This window comes from Okibacterium fritillariae (assembly GCF_052783725.1).
In genome coordinates this window covers 590453-609915 of sequence record NZ_CP199917.1, presented here as the reverse complement: position 1 = coordinate 609915, position 19463 = coordinate 590453, and the positions used below count along the sequence as shown (strand labels likewise).

Below are 19463 nucleotides of genomic sequence, written 5' to 3'. Positions count from 1 at the left end.
CACTATATGGATTCCGCTCACGTGATTTTAGGCATCGCTCGTTTGAGCGCATGGTCAGGTGGAAGCGCCGCCCTCCACCCCACCCCTCCGCCGGCCCGCTTGCACCTTTCGGATGAGGTCTGAGAGTGCGACCGTTCGGACGTCGAGCGGGCGGCGGCGTCTTCCTAGTGTCGATAACGACCGCACTCCTCGACATCCGTTCCTCGGAAAGGACCCGCGCATGACCATCATCGAACGCCCCACCCCGAACCCGCCGGGCGGTATCGCCGGGCTCATCCGGCGGCATCCGCTCGTGTCGTTCTTCGTGCTCGCGCTGGGGCTCAGCTGGATCGCCTGGACGCCCTGGATTCTGTCGAACAACGGGCTCGGCGTGCTCGACTTCTCGTTCCCCAGCATCCTCGGCACCACGCAGTTCACGGGCATGCTGTTCGGTGCCTACCTGGGGCCGCTCGGCGCCGCCTTTATCGTCACCTCGATCACGGGTGGGCGCGCCGGGCTGCGCGTGTGGGTCGGCCGGCTGCTGCGCTGGCGTGTGGCACCACGGTGGTACCTGGTCGCGCTGTTCGCCGTGCCCGCCGCCGTTCTTTTGCTCGGAACCCTCGCCTCGGGCGGGCAGGTGCACGCACCGAGCCTCCTCGCCGTCGGCCTCTACGTGCCCGCGCTGCTGCTGCAGATGCTCACGACGGGCCTCGCCGAGGAGCCGGGCTGGCGCGACTTCGCGTTGCCGCCCCTGCAGGAGCGTTTCGGGCCGCTCGGGGCCGCCGCCATCCTCGGACCGCTGTGGGGCCTGTGGCACGTGCCGCTGTTCTTCACCGAATGGGGTTCGTGGCCCGCCGTCACCTGGCTCAACGTCGTCGAGTTCGTCGCGTTCAGCGCCCTCTTCAACATCGTGATCATGTGGCTGTTCAACCGGTCGGGGCAGAGCCTGCCCATCGTCATGCTCTTCCACGTGAGCCTCAACAACACGGTCTCGGTGTTCTGGGCCGAGATGTTCCCCACCGTGGGCGGTGACCAGCTGCAACACGTGCTGCTCGCCGGTGCGGCCGTGGCGGCGACCGTCACGATCATCCTCACCCGCGGCCGCCTGGGCCTGCCCCGCACGACGCCGGCCTTCGGACACGCGCCCGTCGAATCCGAGAAGATAGCGGTATGAGCCCCTCGCCGCGTCGACCGAGCGTCACGGATGTCCTCGTGGCGCTCGGCACGGGCGTTGCAACGGTTGCCGCCGTCGCGGCCGCACCCGAGCTGCTCGAGCCCGACCATCTCATCGTCGTCGACCCGGTCTCATGGTGGGTGACTGGTGGGGCCCTCGTCCTGCAGGCCGTTGCACTGTGCTTCGCTCGCCCCTCCCCGCGGTCGGTGCTTCTCGTGACGGCAGCCCTCGCCCTGCTCGTCGGAGTCTTCACGCCGACGGGAATCGCCAACATCACCGACGCTGCCGTGCTCATCGCGGTTCTGCGTGCCGCGCTCCTCGTGCCGGCCCGCGAACTGCGCGTGCTGTTGCCGATCGCAGCCCTCTGCGTCGCCGTCGGGCAGGCCGGCGACATCGTGGGCTCGAGTTCGGTGCCCCTGCCCACTGTGATCGGCGCCGCCATTCTGCAGGCCATCGCGATCGTCGGGCTGCCCTCCGTCGGTGTGCTCGCGGTCACGGCGCGCCGCGACGCCCAGCGCGCCCGCACCGGCGAGTCCGAAGCCATCCGGCGGGAACGCGACGCCCTCGTGCAAGCCGCCGTGGCCCAGGAACGCACCGGCATGGCCCGCGAGTTGCACGACATCGCCGCCCACCACGTGTCGAGCATCGCGCTCATGTCGGCGGCCATCGAGCGCCAGATCGACACCGACCCCGCACTCGCGAAGCAGCAGGTGAGGCAGGTGCGCGAGCAGAGCCGTGTGCTGCTCGACGACCTGCGCCGCCTCGTGGGCCTGCTGCGCCGGGATGCCGACGCCCCCGACGCCATCGAAACCCTCGAGACCATCCCGGCCCTCGTCGACACCGCCCGCGCGACCGGCCGCGAGGTCGACCTGCGCGTCTCGGGCGGCGGCGGCGACATCGGCCCGCTCGCGCAACTGGTCGCGTATCGCATGGTGCAAGAGGCGCTGGCCAACGCAGGCCGTCACGCCCCGGATGCCGCGTGCACGGTGATGCTCGACGGCAGCGCCTCCGACCGATTCGTCGCCATCGTGCGCAACACCCCGCCCGCCTCGCCGGCCGCGCCCAGCCGCGAGGGCTTCGGCCTGCTCGGCATGCGCGAGCGAGCGGCCCTCGTCGGCGGCACCCTCGACGCCGGTGCCGACCCCGACGGCGGCTGGACCGTGCGCCTCACCCTGCCGTCGGAGGCGCCGGTGCCACCGGAATCCTCTGTGCCACCGGAATCGTCTGTGCCGTCTGAGCTGCCTGTGCCGCCGGCCGACTCCCGAAAGGACCCCGCATGATCCGAGTGCTCGTCGCCGACGACCAACCGTTGGCCCGCGCCGGGCTCGCCGCGCTGCTCTCCGCCGAACCCGATATCGACGTCGTCGCCACGGCGGCGGACGGCGACGAGGCCCTGGCGCTCGCGCTCGAGCTACGCCCCGACGTGGCGTGCCTCGACATCCGGATGCCGGGCCAGACGGGCATCGACGTCACACGCTCACTCACGGCCCTCACCGCCGACCATCCGGTGCCCGTGCTGATTCTGACGACCTTCGACATCGACGACTACGTGTTCAACGCACTGGAGGCCGGGGCATCCGGTTTTCTGCTGAAGGATGCCGAACCCGACGAGATCATCCGCGCCGTGCGGCACGTGGCCGCGGGCAACGGCACCCTCGACCTGGCCGTGACGCGGCGCGTGCTGCAGGAGTTCACGCGGCGCCGCACCCTGCAGGCCGTGTCGACGACCAGCGAGGCAGCCAGCCAGCTCACCCCGCGCGAACGAGAGATTCTGCAACTCCTGGCGCAGGGCATGTCGAACGACGAGATCGCGGCGGCGCTCGTCGTCGAGGTCACGACCGTGAAGTCGCATCTGGCCCGCATCCTGCCGAAGTTGGGCGTGCGCTCGCGTTTGCAGGCGGTTGTGTGGGCGTATCAGAACAAGGTCGTGCTGCCGAAGTAGTGCGCGGGGTCTGACCGGGCCCCGCGGCTCGGCGACGTCACTCCGACAGCTGGCCCTCTCGAGCTCCTGTTCGGAGCGCGTCGAGGTTGAGCGAAATCCAGGCCGCGACGCGCTCGCGATGCGGTTCGACCCAGTCGCCCTCATAGGCGCGCGGCACCGTCTCGATGAACATGATGAGGCCCAGGTAGATCGACCAGAGGCGGGCGCGGGCGACGGCCGCGGCGTCGGGGAGAAGAGAATCGCCCGCCGTCTGCTCGTAGGCGCTCAAGAACGCGGCGTTCTCGGCCGCCCAGGTTTCGACGTCCTCGAAGAGCGCGACGGAGGCGAGGTCGGCGGTGGGGTCGGCGACGAGCGCGCGCTCGGCGTCGATGACAGTGGCAAAGTGGCCGCCCGAGACGAGCAGATTGCCCGGCCAGAGGTCGAAATGCACGAGGGTCGGCTGTGGCACATCGTCGAAGGCGTCCGAGAAGGTGGCGAGCTCGTCCTTCATGTCGAGGGCATCGGATGACTCGCCGTCCGAGTCCCCTCGCGAGGGAGCGTTGAAGCGACCGAGGTCGACCTGCCAGCGCTCGGCGTCGGCGACGAGATTGCGGATGAGCGCGCCGAAAGTTTCGCGCAGGCTCGACGACCTGGTCGCCGAGCGGAACGGATAACCGAACAGGACAAGTTCCTCATGTGGGCAGGCTGCGGATGCGCCGGCCCGATGCAGGCGCGCGAGAAGAGTCCCGTGTTCGGCGGGGGTCGGTTTCTCCGAAGCATCCTCAACTTCGCTGAGGGGATGGCCCCGTTCGTGCGAGAGAACGAGGGCGACGACATCCCGGTTTCGCGCCTCCACGTGCGGCGCTGCGGCCGGGTTGGTAGCTGGGCTCTCGGTCGACTCGGTCGGAACGATTGCGGCACTCGTGTCGGTGCGCGGGCTCGTATGGCTCGCGGCGTGCTCACGATGAAGGACTCGCGGCACCGGGAGGCCCGCCGCCCCGAAGACGTCGAGCGCGAGGGCCTCCGTGGCGAGAAGCTCGCGCTCGTAGGTCAAGGCCGTCGCGTCATCGGGGGCGCGCTTCGTCACGACCGAACGCGCCGACCCGGTCTCGGCCGCCGCCAACCAGACGCGTTCGACGGCGTTCGCCGTGCCCGCGCCGAGTGATTCGCGCCGAGCGACCCCGCCGTGCGTCGCCAACCAGTGCTCGACCGTTGTTTCGCCTGCGACCATGCCGCCACACTAACCGACGGCCTCACACCGCCGGTCCGGCCGAAGGGAGCGCGGGCGCCGGCGCGCGCTCGCGAAAACATCCGCCGGTACTCTTGAGGGCGTCTCGTTTTGTACGGATGCCCGAAAGGCCCTGGCATGTCCCTCGATCGTCCCGCTGGCGCATCCCCCTGGCGCGTGAGCGCCTTGCCGAAACCGCTCGACACGACCGCGCTGACCGCGCCGCTCCCGCGGCAGGAACGCACGCAGCGCTGGCGCGAACTCGTCGCCGACCAGCCCAAGATGCGCGACACCATCGGCCGCATGCGCCGACTCACGGCCACGATCGGTGCGCTGGGCGGCCTCGCCGGCGTGCCCCTGATGGGACTCATCGCCATCCTGGCATTCGGTGACGGCGACGAGGAGGGCGTGCGGATCGCCATCGGACTCGGGTCGATGGTCGTCATGACGGCTCTGCTCGCCGTCGTCTTGGTGCGTGTGGCCGTGCGGGTCTGGGCGCGCCGCACGATGCGACGGACGCACATTCGCCTGGCGAACTTCGCCGAAGCCAACGGGTTCGATTACCTCGCCGGCCCCGTGGCCGCACAGCGGGGGATGCCGTGGCGGCGACGCGGTTCGCTCAACCTCCACCGCGTGCTGCGCAGCCGTGAGGAGCGCGGCATCGAGATCGCCGACTACGAGATCCAGGGCAACTCGCAAAACCTGGCGGCGCAATTCGGCGGCTTCTGCGCGCTCCGGCTTCCCAAACCACTGCCCCACATCATGCTGCGCGCGCAGGGCGGCCGGCGCCCGGGTATGAGCTCGGCCGGTGCCCCGCGCGACATGCAGCACCTCAGCCTCGAGGGCGACTTCGACCGCCACTTCGCGCTGTTCTGCCCGCAGGGTTACGAGGCGGATGCCCTCTACCTCTTCACCCCCGACGTGATGGCGCGTCTCATCGACCACGTCCGTGACCTCGACGTCGAGATCGTCGACGACTGGATGATCCTCTCGACGCCTCGCGACCTCGTCACGACCGACCCCGCCGACTGGGCCGCCATCGCCGCGGCCGTCGACGCCGTCGACGACCGGGTCGAGCGCTGGGCCGCCTGGCGCGAGACCCGCCCCGTCTCGGAGGCCGACGCGATAGCGGCCCGCGCGGTCGCCACTCCGGGCCGCCGTCTCAAAACGAGGCCCAGCGTCGACAACATCCTCATCTCCTGCTCTCTCGGCCTCTTCGCCGTTTGCCTCGTCGTGGCGTTCTGGCGCTAGCCGCCGAGGATCAGCTGGAGTGGAGCTCGACCCGCTGAGTCTTTGCCGCCCAGCCTGCCGCCGAAGCGCGCAGGCTGTGGAACCTGCTCGCGGTGTGTCATTCTGTGGGGGATCACACGAACGGTCCCGACCGTCGACACCGCGCCCCGCGCATCCGCTGCAGAGGAAGAACATGGCCACCACCGGAACGCTCGGCGCCGAAGAACGTCGGGCCCACCTGACGGCGATCCTCGAACGCGACGGGCAGATCCGGCTGGAGGCCGCGGCATCCGAGTTGGATGTCTCGGCCATGACGGTCAGGCGCGACCTCGCCGACCTCGAGGCCCTGGGGCTCCTGCGCCGCGTGCGGGGAGGCGCGATCCCGACGCTGCAGCCGCGCACCTTCCGTGAGCGCACCGCCACGGGCGCCCGTGAGAAGGCGCTCATCGTCGAGAAGGCCCGCACGCTGCTGCCGAGCGATGGCGCTCTTGCCATCGACGCCTCCACCACGGCGGGCGGCATGGGGCGACGGCTCGAGAGCGGGCCGCTCACGGTGGCGACAAACTCTTATGACAACTTCCTCACGGCGCGGCAGAACCCGGATGTCACGGCGATACTCGTCGGCGGCACGGCCGAGGTGCGCACCGACAGCTTCGTCGGGCCCATCGCCTGTCAGGCCGCGGCATCCGTTCTCTATCGCCGGTTCTTCCTCTCGTCGGCTGCGGTCGACCCCGAGCTCGGAACCTCGGAGGTCACCCTCGAAGAGGCGCAGGTGAAGCAGGCCTTCGCCCGGGCCAGCGACGAGACCGTGCTGCTCGTCGCATCGTCGAAGCTCGGGCAGCGCGCCCTGGCGGTGGGCTTCGGGCTCGACGACATCGACCTGCTCGTCACCGAACTCGACCCCTCCGACCCGCTGCTCGACCCCTACCGCGGACGCGTCGAACTGCTGTGAACCCGGCGCCGACCACGAGCGCGTCGAACTGCCGTGTAACGCCCCAGGGTCAGGCTCGCCGCGCCATAATGGCCCCATGCACCTGACCACCTCGACCACGGGCTCCGGCCCCCGCCACGTCGCCCTCGTGCACGGCCTCGGCGGCAACGGCGCCACATGGGCGCCCTTCATCGAGCGGATGACCGCGACCGGTCAGTACACCGTGACCACCGTCGACCTGCGCGGTCATGGCAGCAGCGATCGCGCCTCCAGCTATGCGCTCGACGAGCTCGCCGACGACCTGGTCGAGAACCTTCCGCACGGCCTCGACAGCGTGGTGGGGCATTCGCTCGGCGGCTCGGTGCTCGTGCGCGCCGTCGGCCGGCTCGCCCCCGCGCGGGCCATCTACCTCGACCCCGGTTTTCACCTGACGCTGCCGACGACCGGCCTGCGCGGTCGCCTCTTCTGGGCCGCGCCGCTCGTGACGCTCGGCTTCGCGCAGCTGCGCCAGGCGCGCAAAAGCGCCGCCGCGAAGGCCCTCTACCCGCCCGCCGTGCGCGAATCGATCGCCCGGGCTCAGCGCGAATTCGACGGCAGCATGGCCATCGGCGTGTTCCGGGATGTCGCGTTCCACCCCATCGCGCCCGCCCCACCCGAGGTTCCCTCGACGATCGTCTTGTCGGATGACTCCCCCGCCGTGCTGCCCGACACGCTCGCCGCCGAGCTCGAAGGCCTGGGCTGGGACATCCGCCGCCTGCCCCGCGTGCACCACGACATGCAGCTCGAAAACCCGGATGGCACGTTCCACATGATCGAGGACGTGCTCTGATCCGAGCCGCCCGGACGGCTTCGACCGCGGGCCCGCGCGCGACCTCGGCTACCCTGGGCAGATGGACACCAACGCTCTCCGGCACTTTCTCGCGGTCGCCGACGAGGGCGACTGGTCACGCGCCGCCAACGCCGAACACGTTTCGCGCGCCACCATCCAGGCCTCCGTCGCCGCCCTCGAGGCCGAACTCGACGAAAAACTCGTCATCGAGGACGAGGACGGCGCCCTGACGCTCACCGCACCCGCGCTCGCGTTCCGCGGCCCGGCCCGCGCCCGCGTCGCCGCAGCACCCGCGCCCGCCCCCAAGGCCGGCGGCAAAGCCAAGGCCTCGAAGGGCCGCGGCCGCGCCCCCATCGTCAAGGGTCAGCCCAAGCCCTACCCCAAGCGCCAGGGCCGCTAGCCCCCGGGGAGGGTCGCCGCGGATCGCCTCATGTGTCCACGGCTCATTCGATGTGCCGGATGCGCCTGAACGCCACACAGGGTTGCCTACATCGTGAGTTCGTGCTCATAATGTAGGAGCCGGTTCGTTGCAGCACCGTTGCTGCGCGCCACCCAGCCGGCCCACCTGATTGGACGACGATGACGTCAGACATTCTCACTATCGTGTACACGGCCGTCGCCATCCTCGGCGTCGTGATCCTCATCACGCGCTTTCGGTTGAACCCCGCCGTCGCCCTCGTGGTCGGCGCCCTCTTCCTCGGCCTCGTGATCGGGCTCGGACCCGAGAAGACCATCAGCACCATCACCGAGGGTTTCGGCTCGATCATGGCGGAGGTCGGGCTGCTCATCGCGTTCGGCGTGCTGCTCGGTTCGATGCTGAGCGAGATGCAGGCCATCCAACGGCTCGTCTCGCACCTGCTGCGCCTCTTCGGCCCGAAGGGCCTGCCCTATGCGCTGGGCCTCACGATCGGCACCGTGCTGCAATCGATCTTCCTCGACGTTTTGCTCGTCATCTCGGCCCCGCTCGCGCGCAAGATGGCGCCCCTCATCGGCCGCTTCGGCACGGCCCGCATCGCGACGGCCATGGCGATCAGCCTGGAATGCGGCATCGTGCTCATGGTTCCGGGTGTTGCGGCTCTCGCCCTCGCCGGCGTGCTGGGCGTGCCCCTCGGCATGATGCTGCTCTTCGGTTTCATCGTCGTCGTGCCCACCATCGTCATCTCGATCTTCATCATGTCGTGGCTGTTCCGCCTGGGCTTTTGGAAGCCCGAGAAAGACGAGACGCCGGTCGGCGAGGATGACGCGACCGACGCGATTGACGCCACCGACGCATCCCCGTCCTCCAGCCCCGCCCTTTCTCCCACGCGCGCCCTGTCGACGGAGGACCGCCGCAGTTCTGTCGGTGGCGTCCCCCGCGGCGTCGCCGTCGCCCAGCGCACGCAGGCCCGCACCGAGCCCCGGCTCGTGATCCTCTTCGCGCCCCTGCTGCTCTGCCTGGCGCTCATCGCCACGGGCGCCATCTTGCAGATCGCCGAGATCGAGATCCCGGTGCTGCAGCTCGTCACCAACCCCGTCTTCGCGCTCCTCCTCGCCGTGCTCGGCACGAGCCTGGTCGGCCGCCTCACCATCGGGCAGCCGCGCGTGGAGAAGGCCGTCGTCGCCGGATTCCGGGAGAGCGGACAGATCCTCATCCTTACGGGCGTGGGCGGCTCGCTCGCCGCGACTGTTGCCGCAACGGGTCTGGGCGACATCCTGGGTCAGGCCTTCGGGGCCGGCGGCTTCGCCCCGCTGCTCGTCGTCTGGGGAATCGCCGCCATCCTGCACGTGGCCGTCGGTTCGGTGACAATCTCGGCGATCACGGCGGCGGGCATTCTGGCCCCGATCGCGCCGATCATCGGGCTCGATCCCATCCTGATCGCCCTCGCCGCGGGCGCCGGTTCGCTCTTCGCCGTGCACGTCACGAGCAACACGTTCTGGTTGCTGCAATCGCTGCTCGGCCAGACCACCCGAGGAACCCTCAAGACCTGCACCGTGGGCGTCTCGGTCGCCTCCGTCGTCGCCCTCGGTATGACCCTCATCCTCAGCATCTTCCTGTGAGCTGCACGAACCTCCCCGACCCAGAAAGGCCGGCCATGACCCCCACCCCCCTCGCACCGCTCGCCGGCGTGCGCGTCCTCGAACTGGGCAACTTCATCGCCGCCCCCACGGCCGGTCGCATGCTGGCCGACTTCGGCGCCGAGGTGATCAAGGTCGAGCGGCCGGGCTCGGGCGACGAGCTGCGCAATTGGCGGCTGCATCCCGGGTCGACGACCTCGCTGCTCTTCCACACCATCAACCGCAACAAGCAGTCGATCACGCTCGACCTGCGCACCGACGAGGGCCGGGATGTCGTGCTCGCCCTCGCCGCCGAGTGCGATGTCGTGCTCGAGAACTTTCGCCCGGGCACCCTCGAGCGCTGGGGAATCGGCCCCGACGAGCTCAACGCGGTCAACCCGGACATCGTGATCGGACGCATCTCGGCGTTCGGGCAGACCGGCCCCCTCTCGGCCCGCCCCGGTTTCGCGGCCGTCGCCGAGGCCATGAGCGGTTTTCGCAACCTGGTCGGCGACCCCGATCGCCCGCCCGTGCGCGTCGGCATCTCGATCGGCGACTCGATCGCCGGCCTCTATGCGGCCTACGGCGTCATGATGTCGCTCTTCCAGCGGCAGACGCGCGCCGCGGCGGGCCTCGAACCCGCGCCGCTCGTGGAACGCGTCGTCGACGTCGCCCTCAACGAGGCCATGTTCTCGATGATGGAATCCCTCGTGCCCGACTACCAGGCGCACGGCATCGAACGCGAACGGGTCGGCGGCCGCATGGAGGGCATCGCCCCCACCAACGCCTATGTCTGCGCCGACGGCGCAAGCGTCGTCATCGCGGGCAACGGCGACTCGATCTTCGTGCGCTTCATGCAGATCATCGGCCGGGATGACCTGGCCGCCGACCCCGACCTCGCCACCAACAGCCTGCGCTGGCACCGCCGCGAAGAGCTCGACGCGGCCATCGGGGCCTGGACCGCCACCCTGCCGGCCGACGAGGTGCTGAGCATCCTCGACGAGAGCGGCGTGCCCTCCGGCCCCATCTATACGGCCGCCGACCTCAGCACGAGCCCGCAATACGCGGCGCGCAACATGATCCAGAAGTTCGACGTCGAGGCGGGCGACGAGATCGCTCGGGATGTCGGATTCCCCGGCATCGTGCCCGTGCTCGGCTCGGCCTCCCTCCCCATCCGCACGCTCGCCCCCACTCTCGGACAGCACACGGACGAGGTCCTGCGCCGCTACGACATCCGGCCGCCCGCGACAGCCCCCGGCCCCGGCAGCGCATCCGCATCCGCATCCGCATCCGCCAACTCGACCTCGACCGCGACCTCAACCCCCGCAACGGAAGGCAACTGATGACCGAGACAACCCTCAGCAGCGTCGCAAGCCGAGCCCGCCTGCGCGATGTGACGTTGCGCGACGGCCTGCAGCTGACGGGCAAGATGCTGCCCACCGAGCAGAAGGTCGCGCTGGCCCGGGCACTCTTCGCCGCCGGGGTTCCCGATGTCGAGATCGGCTCGATGGCCCGCGGCGACCTCGTGCCGCCCATGGCCAACACGCTCGAGGTGATCGAAGCGCTCACGCCCGAGGAGCTCGAACACAGCTGGGTGTGGGTGGCCACACCGCGCCACATCGAGCGGGCCCGCGAGGCCGGTGCGCGCAACTTCCAGTACTGCTTCTCGGCGTCCGATAGTCACAACCAGGCGAACATCGGCCGGTCCACCGACGCGAGTCTCGAGGCCATGCCCGCGGCCGTCGCACTGACCGAGGAGGTGGGGGGTCGCATCCAGCTGTGTATCGCCACGTCGTTCACGTGCCCGTTCGAGGGCGACGTCGACCCCGACCGCGTGATCGCCATCGCGAACGACGAGCGGGCGACCGGCGCCTCGGACATCGTCATCTGCGACACACTCGGCCAGGCCCACCCCGGCCAGGTCTCGTCGCTGATCAGGCGCGTCGTGACCGAGACCCCGACGCGCGAGATCGTCTTCCACGGTCACGACACGTGGGGCGCCGGCGTGGTCAACGCCCTCGCGGCGGTCGAGGCGGGTGCGGCCGTGATCGACGGCGCACTCGGTGGTCTCGGCGGATGCCCCTTCGCCCCGGGTGCGAGCGGAAACACCGCGACCGAGGACCTGCTCTTCGCCCTGCGCCCCGACTGGCTCGACCCGAACCGCTTCGCGCAACTCGTCGCCGAATCGGAGCGCCTGCTCACCGACCTGGGCGAGCCCAACCGCTCGAAGGCACGTCAGGGCGCCCGCTCGAACGCGGCCGCTTTCCCGTGGATCGTGGCAACGACAGGCTAGCCACTTAACGCAGTCCTACATCACATATCCATCACGGATTACGGAGCGCACCCGCCTGCTCTTCAACGCCTGTCGATCACCACTACAGTGTGGAGGGATGCGAAGACTCTGAGGAGAATTCGCTCTGTGGCGCTGGCCTCCAAGACATTGGGGTTCGGGGGCGTCTACGAGCGGTGGGGTGTTCCCGGGAAGGCGTGCCCCGCCGCTCTACTCACTCGCGTCAGAGCGAGGTGAACTGCGCGACCGTGTCCCATGCGAGCTTGACGATCAGCAGCGACAACACGACGAGGAAGACCCGGCGCACAAAGCCACTTCCGTTGCGGGTGGCCATCCGGGCACCGATGAAGCCGCCCGCCATGTTCAGCGCGGCCATCGCGATGCCGAGGGCCAGCAAGATCTCTCCGTGCGTTCCATAGACCGCGAGGGCGGCGAGATTCGTGGTCAGGTTGGCGATCTTGGCGTTGACGCTGGCCTGCAGAAAGCCATAGCCGAGCACGGCGACGAGCAGGATGACGAAGAACGACCCCGTGCCCGGTCCGAGCAGCCCGTCATAGAACCCGACCAGCATGCCGATCGCCGCGGAACGCCACGCGATGGACGCGACGGCCGTGTGTTTGGGCTCGTGATGCAAGCCCATCTTCGGTTTCAGCAGCGTATAGATGGCGACGGCGACCACGGCCACGAGCACCACGGGCGTCAACACCTCGCGCGGCACGAAGCGCGACAGGGATGCCCCCACCGCCGACCCGGCAAACGCGCCGACGATCAGCGGAATCAGAAGCGGCAGCTGCACGCGCACTCGCCGCAGATACACCCAGCTCGCCGACAGCGTTCCGAAGAACGACGAGAGCTTGTTGGTGCCGAGCACATACGGCGTCGGGATGTCTGCGGGCACGGCAATCACGAGGGCCGGCAGTTGAATCAACCCACCGCCCCCGACCACGGCATCCACCCACCCCGCGAGGCCGGCCGCGATCAGCAGAAAGGCGAGAGCCGCCGCTGAGACGGGAAGCCATTCGGCGAGCGCAGGACCATCGAACACGCTCTATTCTCTCCTGCTCGGGCGACCGCGGGGCACAGCGGCGACCGCAGGGACATCCCCCTCGGGCGTGGTCGCATCAGCGGAAATCACCCACCTGGCGGTCGAGCGGCACGGTGCGCTCGACCACTACATTGCCGGTGTGGGCGGTCGTGACGGTTTCGATCAGGACGATCTCCACCTCCTCCTCGGCGACGGGGTTGTGCTGCACTCCGCGCGGGACGACGTAGAACTGTCCGGGCGTGAGGACGACCTCGTGATCGTCGGGCAGCTGGATGCGGAGGCGGCCCGATACGACGAGGAACATTTCATCCTCGGCGTCGTGGGCGTGCCACACCAGTTCGCCCAGCAGCTTCGCGACCTTCACATATTGGTCGTTCACCCGGGCAACGACCCGCGGCGTCCAATGCGCCTCGACCTTGCTGAGTTCGGCGGCCACGTCGATCCCGGAGAGAGCAGTCATGCAGCCATTATGGCCGCCGACGCCCCGCCCGTGGACTAGCTCGGCGTGCGGCCGCCGAGCAGACGCGTGGCTTCGGTCGCCGCAGCCACCACAGCCGGGGCCCAGCCGTCGAGGCGGTCGGGGGTCATGCGGGCCGCGGGGCCGCTGAGGTTGATCGCCATGCGCACCTCGCCCCCGGGTTCGAAGATGGGCGCGGCGAGGCCGGCGAGGCCATCCACCCGCTCGTTGCGCGTGATGGCGAAACCGTGCTCGCGCGTCTCGTCGAGGGCTGCCGCAAGCGCGTCGACGTCGGTGACGGTCTGCGAGGCCAGCGACGGCAGGGGCCGAGAGAGGATGTCGGCACGCAGGTCGTCGTTCCACGCCAGCAGCACACGGCCGGCCGATCCGGCTCCGAGCGGCGCGACCTTGCCGACGTAGCTGTCCTGGCGCAGTTCGTGGTGCGTCTCTTCGATCGCGATGCACACGCGATAGTCGTCGGCCGAGCGGAACAAGGATGCCGTCTCCCCCGTCTCGTCGCGCAACCGACGCAGGATGGGCGCGATCTGGTCGATGACGCGCATGCCGCGCACGGCCGGGGCCGCCCAATACGCCATGCGCAGTCCCACGCGGAACCGGTCGTCGTCGCGGTCGAGGAAACCCTGCGACACGAGGTTGGTGACGAGCCGCTGCGTCGTCGAGCCGGGCAGCCCCGTCGACGCACGAATCTGCGCGAGCGTCAGCACGGGCGTCTCGAGCGAGAACGCATTCAGGATGTCGGTGATCTTGCCGAGAACGAGCAACGGCGCTGCGGCAGCCGATGCGCCCTCAGAATTCGTCATAGCTCGAATCTAGGCCATGGGTTTCGGTGCCGACGGGGACACGCCCCGCGCCCGGGCCGGCAGCAGGCGCGGCACGAGGCGCACGAGCACGACCATGGCGACGAGTTCGACGAGCGTCTGCGTGACCACGGCGAGCGGGGCGAGATCGAACGCGGCGGGAAGCGCCAGCGCCAGCGGAAGGACGACGAGCGAGTTGCGGGTGACCCCGCTGAACGTGAGGGCGCGGGCCGAGGGGACGTCGAGTGTGGCGAGACGGGCGGCCAGACATCCGAGCGGCACCATCACGACGACGAACGCCGCATAGAGCGGGATGAGTCCGGCAAGCCGACCCAGGTTGGCCGCAACCGGCCCGATCTGCGACACCACGACAACGAACAACGTGAGCATCATGAGCGGCACCATCGCCGCCTCGAAGACCCCAAGGATGCCGCGGGCGAACGACTGCCGCCAACTCCGTCGCCCCGATCCCGATCCCGATCCAGCGAGCCACTGCACGATGGCGGCGACGATCAGCGGCACCAGGATGAGCCACACGAACGCCTCGACGAACGGCCCCGGCTCGATCACCGACACCGCCGCGGGCCCCGCGAAGGCCAGCAGGTAGAGCGGCAGAAGCAACAACTGGGCCAGCATGAGCAGCGGCGCCGCGGCCAACAGGCGATCGGATGCCCCGCCCGCCAGCCCCGCGAACACGATCACGTAGTCCACACACGGCGTCAGCAACACGAGCAGCACCCCGACCAGCAGCGCATCATCCGCCGCGACGAACCGGCTGAGCCCGAACACGACCGCGGGCACGACCACGAAGTTCAGCACGCCGAGCACCGACACGAAGCGGATGTCGCGGGCGGCGCGCCCCAGCATCCGAAACGGCACGGCGAGGAAGGTCGCGAGAAGCAGCAGCGCGAGAACCGGCGTGACGAGGACATCCAGCGCGTGGGCGGCCGGCACGATCAGCCCGACCACCACCGCGGCGACGATCGCTGCAAGGTAGAGCAGCACCTGATGTCGCGAAAGCCAGAGGGTCACCCGTTCATCATCGCCCACGACGACGCAGGAGAAGCACGAACCCGCGCTGCTCGGCCCTGTCTTGTGCCGCTCGGTGCACGATCGCCGGGGTAACCCGCCATCGCTATCGCCGCCGTCATCGTCATCGCAACCACGACCGCAGTCGACGGTCGCAGTGTCGGCCATCGAGGGGTGGCGCGCCGTGGCTCCAAGGGCCGCTTCGAAAGCACGGCGTCAGGAGACGGTCGCAGCCTCGATGTCGAGCGGGCGGCCGGCGATGCGTTCGAGCAGGTCGTCGATGTGGTCGGCCGCGAAGATGCGGTCGGCCGTGATGAGCGCGAGGCCGACGACGCCGCCGAACTCGCCCAGGTGCGACACGGCGACGGTCAGGTTGCGCGTGGCAAGCGGCATCGAGCGCTGATAGACGCGCTCCCGCACGCCCGACAGCAGGATCTCGCCGCACTCGGACAGCTGCCCCGACACGACGATCGACTCGGGGTTGAGGATGCTGACGAGGTCGGCCACGGCGTCGCCCAAAACCCGCCCGGCGCGGCGCATGAGGCGCACGGCCTCGAGGTTGCCCTGTTTGACGAGCGACACGACGCCCGCCACATCGTCGACCTCGACCCCCGCGGCGTGCAGGTCGCGGATGAGCGCCCACCCGCCCGCATACGCCTCGACGCAGCCCACGTTGCCGCAGCGGCACGGCAGCTGCTCGGAGGACTCGGCGATGGCCGCGCGCGTGTGACCGATATCGCCGGCCGCGCCCTCGCTGCCGCGGATGATCTGGCCGTTGAAGACGAGGCCCGAGCCGATGCCCGTGCCCACCTTCAGGCTGATGAGGTTGTCGTGGTGGTGCGGGCGCGCCTCGGCCACCGCACGCGAGTTGGCGTCGTTCTCGACGATGACGGGCACGCCGTAGCCCGAGAACCAGCCCGCGATATCGAAACCGTCCCAGCCCGTCATGATGGGCGGGTTGACGACGCGCCCGGCGGCGAATTCGACGGGTCCCGGCACGGCGATGCCGACGCCCCAGACCTCGGCGGGCGCATGGGTGGCCGGGTCGATCAGCAGGTCGGCGAGCGCCGCGTCGACCTCGCCGAGCACGCGCTCGGGGCCGTCCCACACGTTCACGGTGACGCGCGCGTGCCGCAGCGGTTCGCCCGCCAGATCGCAGACGGCGACGACGAGACCCGTGGCCCCGATATCCGCCGTGGCAATGACGGCGCGGTCGCGATTGAGCACGAAGCGGCTGGATGGTCGACCCCCCGTGGACTCGCCGCCCTCGATGGCCGAGATCAGCCCGGCTTCGTGCAGGGCGCCCAGCCGGTGGTTGACGGTCGACCGCGACAACCCCGACGTCTCGATGACGTCGACCCGGCTGAGTTCACCGTGCTCGCGAAAGAGCGCCAGTATCTCGCCGATATGGGTTCGCATGTCTTTCACTTTACGCAGAGCTCCGTCGCTGTCCGTGGCCGTCTTTTCCCAGACTAACGGCAACATCGTTAAGTTGGGCAACTTTTGTGTTGCGAAAACTCAAAAGTGAGCGTAGTTTCTCTCAGGAAGGCACACAGTAGTGCTCCTATCCCCAAGGATGACAATGTTCAGCAAAGACGCAACATGGCTCAGGACCGCCCGCATCGCCGTCCCCCTCGGCGTAGCGGCGCTCGTGCTCACCGGCTGCTCGGGCGGCGGGGCCACCGGCGGCGACGGAACCTCTTCCAGCAACGTCGCGGCCGTGATCAAGGGCCTCGACAACCCCTTCTTCCAGTACATGGAAACCGGCATCAAGGACACCGCCAAGAGCGACGACGTCAGCGTGCAGGTGCAGGCGGCCGCCGACATCGGCGACACCACGGGCCAGGCCGACAAGCTCACGGCCCTCGTCGGACAAGACTTCGGCTGCTACATCGTGAACCCGATCTCGGGCACCAACCTCGTGCAGGCGCTCAGCCAGGTCTCCACCGCCGGCAAGACCATCGTCAACATCGACCAGCCCATCGACGCGGATGCCGCCAAGACCGCGAACCTCGACATCGCCACCTACATCGGCACCGACAACGAGGCCGCGGGCGGCAAGGCCGGCGACTTCGTGCTCGACCAGATCGAACCGGGCTCCGAGGTCGCCATCATCGGCGGCATCGCGGGAGACGTGACGAGCGCCGCACGCATCGACGGCTTCAAGGCCGCCGTCGGCAGCGACGTCGACGTCATCCAGGAAACGGCCGCCGACTGGAAGCGCGAGATGGCCCTCACGCAGGCCACCGACATCATCGCCGCCAACCCGAACGTCAAGGCGTTCTTCGCCGCGAACGACGACATGGGTCTCGGCACCGTCAAGGCCGTCGAGAATGCCGGTAAGACCGGTGAGATCACGGTCGTGAGCGTCGACGGCAACGAAGACGCGCTCGAGTCGGTCAAGGCCGGCGGGCTCTCGGCCACGGTCGCGCAGTACCCCTTCGCCGTCGGACAGCTCGGCGTGCAGGCCTGCGAGGTCGCGACATCCGGTGGCGACCTGCCGAAGAACATCGAGTCCCCCACGGCGCTCGTCACCTCGGCCGAGGCCGACCAGGCGCTCGACGCATTCCCGCAGCCGTTCGCACCCTTCGAGAACCCCCTCGAGGACCTGCTCAAGAAGTAACCGATCGCGTGTCGCGGGCCCTCCCCCGGCCCGCGACACGTGAGGCCGCCCGCCACGGGCTCACCGACTCATCGACATCGCCCGAGTTAGAACGGAACCCCCACTCCCCATGAGTACAACAACCGAAGCCCGACCCGGAAGGATGCAGGCGGTCGCCGCCCAGACCCGCCAGCTGAGCTTCTGGGCCGAGAACGCGGCACCGATCGGCCTCGTCGCCCTCGTGATCGTGTTCTCGATCCTGAGCCCCACCTTCCTCACCCTCGGCAACATCCGCGCCATGCTCGTGGCCGCCGCGATCCTCGTGATCCTCGCGATCGGTCAGGCCTTCGTCATCACGACGGGCGGCATCGACCTGTCTATCTCGGCCACCATGACGCTCGGCGCCATCGGGTTCGGCCTCGCGTTCAGCAACGGGCTCGGGTTCTGGGCGTCGGCGCTCGTCGCCATCCTCTCGGCCATGCTGATCGGCCTGATCAACGGGTTGCTGATCGCCAAGGGCAAGGTGACGGACTTCATCGCGACGCTGGGAACCCTGTCGGTCGCGACGGGCCTCGCGCTCATCATCTCGAACGGCAAGCCCATCAACGTGAACAGCCCCGAGCTGCTGACGCTCACGTCGGGCTCGCTCGGAATCTTCGGGTACCCGATCATCCTGGCCGCCATCGTGGCCGCGGTCGCCTGGTTCGTCATGTTCCGCACGCGCTTCGGTCTGCACGTGCAGGCCGTCGGCGGCAGCGAAGAGAGCGCCGTGGCCAACGGCATCAGCGCCACCAAGGTGCGCCTCGCCGTCTACCTGATCGCCGCGGGCCTGGCCGGTCTCGCCGCCCTGCTGCTCGTCGCACGCGTCGGTGCCGCCGAACCCGCCATCAACACGCAGTTCCTGCTCAACTCGATCGCGGCCGTCGTGCTCGGTGGTGTCAGCCTCACGGGTGGCAAGGCCAAGATCGTCGGACCCGTGATCGGCGCCCTGCTGCTCACGGCCCTCACCAACGGGTTGACGCTGCTCGGCGTCTCGCAGTTCTACCAGCCGCTCGCCGTCGGACTCGTCGTAGTTCTGGCCGCCCTACTCACGAGGTTCCAGAAGAAATGACCAACACTCAGCCTTCTCCGCACACGGGCACGACCCCGGCGGGCGATTTCATCCTCACCGCCACCGACATCAAGAAGTCGTTCGGCGGCGTGCATGCCCTGAAGGGCGCGTCGATGACCATGCGTCGCGGCGAGATCACGGCCCTGATCGGCGACAACGGCGCCGGCAAGAGCACCATGGTCCGGTCGCTATCGGGCATTCACAAACCCGACTCGGGCGAGATCACGCTCGACGGAAAGACCGTGTCGTTCGACAACCCGAATGCCGCCCGCAACCACGGCATCGAGACCGTTCAGCAGAACCTGGCGCTCGTCGAAGACCTCACGGTGTGGCAGAACTTCTTCCTCGGCCGCGAGAAGACGCACGGCTTCGGCCCGTTCCGCACGCTCGACCGCCGCGTCATGCGCTCGACCGCCGAGGGCATGCTGAAGGATCTGGCCGTCAACGTGCCGCCCGTCTCGAGCAAGGTGCGCCGCCTCTCGGGTGGTCAGCGCCAGGCCGTCGCCATCGCGCGCGCCGCCGGCTGGGGCTCGAAGATCGTCATCATGGACGAGCCGACCGCCGCCCTGGGTGTGCAAGAAACCGCGCGTGTCGAAGGTGTCATCAACACGCTGCGCGACTCGGGCGTGGCCGTGCTGCTCATCAGCCACAACTTCGACCAGGTCATGCGCCTCTCTGACCACATCTGGGTGATGCGCGCGGGCACGGCCGTGGCCGAGCGCCGCACGAGCGAGACGAACGGCGCCGAGCTCGTGGCGCTGATCACCGGCGCGAAGGCGTCCTGA

At 69.2% G+C, this 19463-nt stretch carries 19 protein-coding genes; 13 read left to right on the top strand and 6 right to left on the bottom strand.

The features are described from left to right. Positions 1-220: 220 nt before the first annotated feature. The 3 genes from ACUWEX_RS02940 to ACUWEX_RS02930 are packed head-to-tail and all read left to right on the top strand — an operon-like array spanning position 221 to position 3095. Positions 221-1153, top strand: coding sequence for a CPBP family glutamic-type intramembrane protease (locus tag ACUWEX_RS02940; RefSeq protein WP_445997072.1), 933 nt, complete (start codon positions 221-223; stop codon positions 1151-1153). Continuing rightward, positions 1150-2433: a sensor histidine kinase gene (locus ACUWEX_RS02935; protein WP_445997071.1), complete on the top strand. Its 1284-nt coding sequence runs from the start codon at positions 1150-1152 to the stop codon at positions 2431-2433. The genes ACUWEX_RS02940 and ACUWEX_RS02935 overlap by 4 nt, the downstream gene beginning before the upstream one ends. Then, the gene (locus ACUWEX_RS02930; RefSeq protein WP_445997070.1) at positions 2430-3095 is read left to right on the top strand and encodes a response regulator; all 666 of its coding nucleotides are present in this window, start codon (positions 2430-2432) and stop codon (positions 3093-3095) included. The genes ACUWEX_RS02935 and ACUWEX_RS02930 overlap by 4 nt, the downstream gene beginning before the upstream one ends. Before the next feature lie 37 nt (positions 3096-3132). On the opposite strand, the gene ACUWEX_RS02925 is transcribed toward ACUWEX_RS02930, so the two are convergent. Further along, the gene (locus ACUWEX_RS02925) at positions 3133-4305 is read right to left on the bottom strand and encodes a phosphotransferase (RefSeq protein WP_445997069.1); all 1173 of its coding nucleotides are present in this window, start codon (positions 4303-4305) and stop codon (positions 3133-3135) included. 135 nt (positions 4306-4440) lie between these two features. Between ACUWEX_RS02925 and ACUWEX_RS02920 the strand changes: the two genes are divergently transcribed. The 7 genes from ACUWEX_RS02920 (at position 4441) to ACUWEX_RS02890 (ending at position 11619) form a co-directional block, all read left to right on the top strand. Next, on the top strand, positions 4441-5553 hold the full coding sequence (locus ACUWEX_RS02920; RefSeq protein WP_445997068.1) for a hypothetical protein: 1113 nt from the start codon (positions 4441-4443) through the stop codon (positions 5551-5553). Between the two features lie 172 nt (positions 5554-5725). Further along, on the top strand, positions 5726-6484 hold the full coding sequence (locus ACUWEX_RS02915; protein WP_445997067.1) for a DeoR/GlpR family DNA-binding transcription regulator: 759 nt from the start codon (positions 5726-5728) through the stop codon (positions 6482-6484). A gap of 76 nt (positions 6485-6560) precedes the next feature. Then, positions 6561-7292, top strand: coding sequence for an alpha/beta fold hydrolase (locus ACUWEX_RS02910; protein WP_079726773.1), 732 nt, complete (start codon positions 6561-6563; stop codon positions 7290-7292). A 61-nt stretch (positions 7293-7353) separates the two neighbouring features. Next, positions 7354-7692, top strand: coding sequence for a helix-turn-helix domain-containing protein (locus ACUWEX_RS02905; protein WP_079726772.1), 339 nt, complete (start codon positions 7354-7356; stop codon positions 7690-7692). Positions 7693-7871: 179 nt separating this feature from the next. Beyond that, complete coding sequence (locus tag ACUWEX_RS02900; protein ID WP_445997066.1) at positions 7872-9329, top strand: GntP family permease; 1458 nt, start codon at positions 7872-7874, stop codon at positions 9327-9329. Between the two features lie 35 nt (positions 9330-9364). Continuing rightward, entirely contained in the window at positions 9365-10669 is a 1305-nt protein-coding gene (locus tag ACUWEX_RS02895) for a CaiB/BaiF CoA transferase family protein (protein WP_445997065.1), read from the top strand. Next, a complete protein-coding gene (locus tag ACUWEX_RS02890) occupies positions 10669-11619 on the top strand; it encodes a hydroxymethylglutaryl-CoA lyase (protein WP_445997064.1) in 951 nt (316 codons plus the stop codon). Before ACUWEX_RS02895 ends, ACUWEX_RS02890 begins: the two co-directional genes overlap by 1 nt. 220 nt (positions 11620-11839) lie before the next feature. Here the strand turns inward: ACUWEX_RS02890 and ACUWEX_RS02885 are convergent, their stop codons facing one another. The 5 genes from ACUWEX_RS02885 to ACUWEX_RS02865 all read right to left on the bottom strand — a co-directional run bounded on the left by ACUWEX_RS02885 (position 11840) and on the right by ACUWEX_RS02865 (position 16384). Continuing rightward, the gene (locus ACUWEX_RS02885) at positions 11840-12661 is read right to left on the bottom strand and encodes a sulfite exporter TauE/SafE family protein (protein ID WP_079726768.1); all 822 of its coding nucleotides are present in this window, start codon (positions 12659-12661) and stop codon (positions 11840-11842) included. A 76-nt stretch (positions 12662-12737) separates the two neighbouring features. After that, complete coding sequence (locus ACUWEX_RS02880) at positions 12738-13121, bottom strand: cupin domain-containing protein (protein ID WP_445997063.1); 384 nt, start codon at positions 13119-13121, stop codon at positions 12738-12740. 35 nt (positions 13122-13156) lie between these two features. Beyond that, entirely contained in the window at positions 13157-13939 is a 783-nt protein-coding gene (locus ACUWEX_RS02875) for an IclR family transcriptional regulator (protein ID WP_079726766.1), read from the bottom strand. 9 nt (positions 13940-13948) lie between these two features. Beyond that, positions 13949-14968 carry an arsenic resistance protein gene (locus ACUWEX_RS02870; RefSeq protein WP_445997062.1) on the bottom strand — a complete coding sequence of 340 codons (1020 nt, stop codon included), beginning with the start codon at positions 14966-14968 and terminating at the stop codon, positions 13949-13951. Positions 14969-15181: 213 nt separating this feature from the next. Next, the gene (locus tag ACUWEX_RS02865; RefSeq protein ID WP_445997061.1) at positions 15182-16384 is read right to left on the bottom strand and encodes an ROK family transcriptional regulator; all 1203 of its coding nucleotides are present in this window, start codon (positions 16382-16384) and stop codon (positions 15182-15184) included. A 163-nt stretch (positions 16385-16547) separates the two neighbouring features. Here ACUWEX_RS02865 and ACUWEX_RS02860 point away from each other — a divergent pair, with 163 nt between their 5' ends. The 3 genes from ACUWEX_RS02860 (at position 16548) to ACUWEX_RS02850 (ending at position 19463) form a co-directional block, all read left to right on the top strand. Beyond that, the gene (locus ACUWEX_RS02860; protein WP_445997060.1) at positions 16548-17588 is read left to right on the top strand and encodes a substrate-binding domain-containing protein; all 1041 of its coding nucleotides are present in this window, start codon (positions 16548-16550) and stop codon (positions 17586-17588) included. 109 nt (positions 17589-17697) lie between these two features. Then, positions 17698-18678, top strand: coding sequence for an ABC transporter permease (locus ACUWEX_RS02855; protein WP_079726762.1), 981 nt, complete (start codon positions 17698-17700; stop codon positions 18676-18678). Further along, a complete protein-coding gene (locus ACUWEX_RS02850; RefSeq protein ID WP_079726761.1) occupies positions 18675-19463 on the top strand; it encodes an ATP-binding cassette domain-containing protein in 789 nt (262 codons plus the stop codon). The genes ACUWEX_RS02855 and ACUWEX_RS02850 overlap by 4 nt, the downstream gene beginning before the upstream one ends.

What these genes read in the sequence shown, in the direction of transcription:
- ACUWEX_RS02915 (WP_445997067.1), top strand. Translation starts at nt 5,726, where the DNA reads ATGGCCACCACCGGAACGCTCGGCGCCGAAGAACGTCGGGCCCACCTG.
- ACUWEX_RS02930 (WP_445997070.1), top strand. Translation starts at nt 2,430, where the DNA reads ATGATCCGAGTGCTCGTCGCCGACGACCAACCGTTGGCCCGCGCCGGG.
- ACUWEX_RS02865 (WP_445997061.1), bottom strand. Translation starts at nt 16,384, where the DNA reads ATGCGAACCCATATCGGCGAGATACTGGCGCTCTTTCGCGAGCACGGT.
- ACUWEX_RS02875 (WP_079726766.1), bottom strand. Translation starts at nt 13,939, where the DNA reads ATGACGAATTCTGAGGGCGCATCGGCTGCCGCAGCGCCGTTGCTCGTT.
- ACUWEX_RS02910 (WP_079726773.1), top strand. Translation starts at nt 6,561, where the DNA reads ATGCACCTGACCACCTCGACCACGGGCTCCGGCCCCCGCCACGTCGCC.
- ACUWEX_RS02895 (WP_445997065.1), top strand. Translation starts at nt 9,365, where the DNA reads ATGACCCCCACCCCCCTCGCACCGCTCGCCGGCGTGCGCGTCCTCGAA.
- ACUWEX_RS02850 (WP_079726761.1), top strand. Translation starts at nt 18,675, where the DNA reads ATGACCAACACTCAGCCTTCTCCGCACACGGGCACGACCCCGGCGGGC.
- ACUWEX_RS02920 (WP_445997068.1), top strand. Translation starts at nt 4,441, where the DNA reads ATGTCCCTCGATCGTCCCGCTGGCGCATCCCCCTGGCGCGTGAGCGCC.
- ACUWEX_RS02855 (WP_079726762.1), top strand. Translation starts at nt 17,698, where the DNA reads ATGAGTACAACAACCGAAGCCCGACCCGGAAGGATGCAGGCGGTCGCC.
- ACUWEX_RS02935 (WP_445997071.1), top strand. Translation starts at nt 1,150, where the DNA reads ATGAGCCCCTCGCCGCGTCGACCGAGCGTCACGGATGTCCTCGTGGCG.
- ACUWEX_RS02860 (WP_445997060.1), top strand. Translation starts at nt 16,548, where the DNA reads ATGTTCAGCAAAGACGCAACATGGCTCAGGACCGCCCGCATCGCCGTC.
- ACUWEX_RS02900 (WP_445997066.1), top strand. Translation starts at nt 7,872, where the DNA reads ATGACGTCAGACATTCTCACTATCGTGTACACGGCCGTCGCCATCCTC.
- ACUWEX_RS02925 (WP_445997069.1), bottom strand. Translation starts at nt 4,305, where the DNA reads ATGGTCGCAGGCGAAACAACGGTCGAGCACTGGTTGGCGACGCACGGC.
- ACUWEX_RS02890 (WP_445997064.1), top strand. Translation starts at nt 10,669, where the DNA reads ATGACCGAGACAACCCTCAGCAGCGTCGCAAGCCGAGCCCGCCTGCGC.
- ACUWEX_RS02940 (WP_445997072.1), top strand. Translation starts at nt 221, where the DNA reads ATGACCATCATCGAACGCCCCACCCCGAACCCGCCGGGCGGTATCGCC.
- ACUWEX_RS02905 (WP_079726772.1), top strand. Translation starts at nt 7,354, where the DNA reads ATGGACACCAACGCTCTCCGGCACTTTCTCGCGGTCGCCGACGAGGGC.
- ACUWEX_RS02880 (WP_445997063.1), bottom strand. Translation starts at nt 13,121, where the DNA reads ATGACTGCTCTCTCCGGGATCGACGTGGCCGCCGAACTCAGCAAGGTC.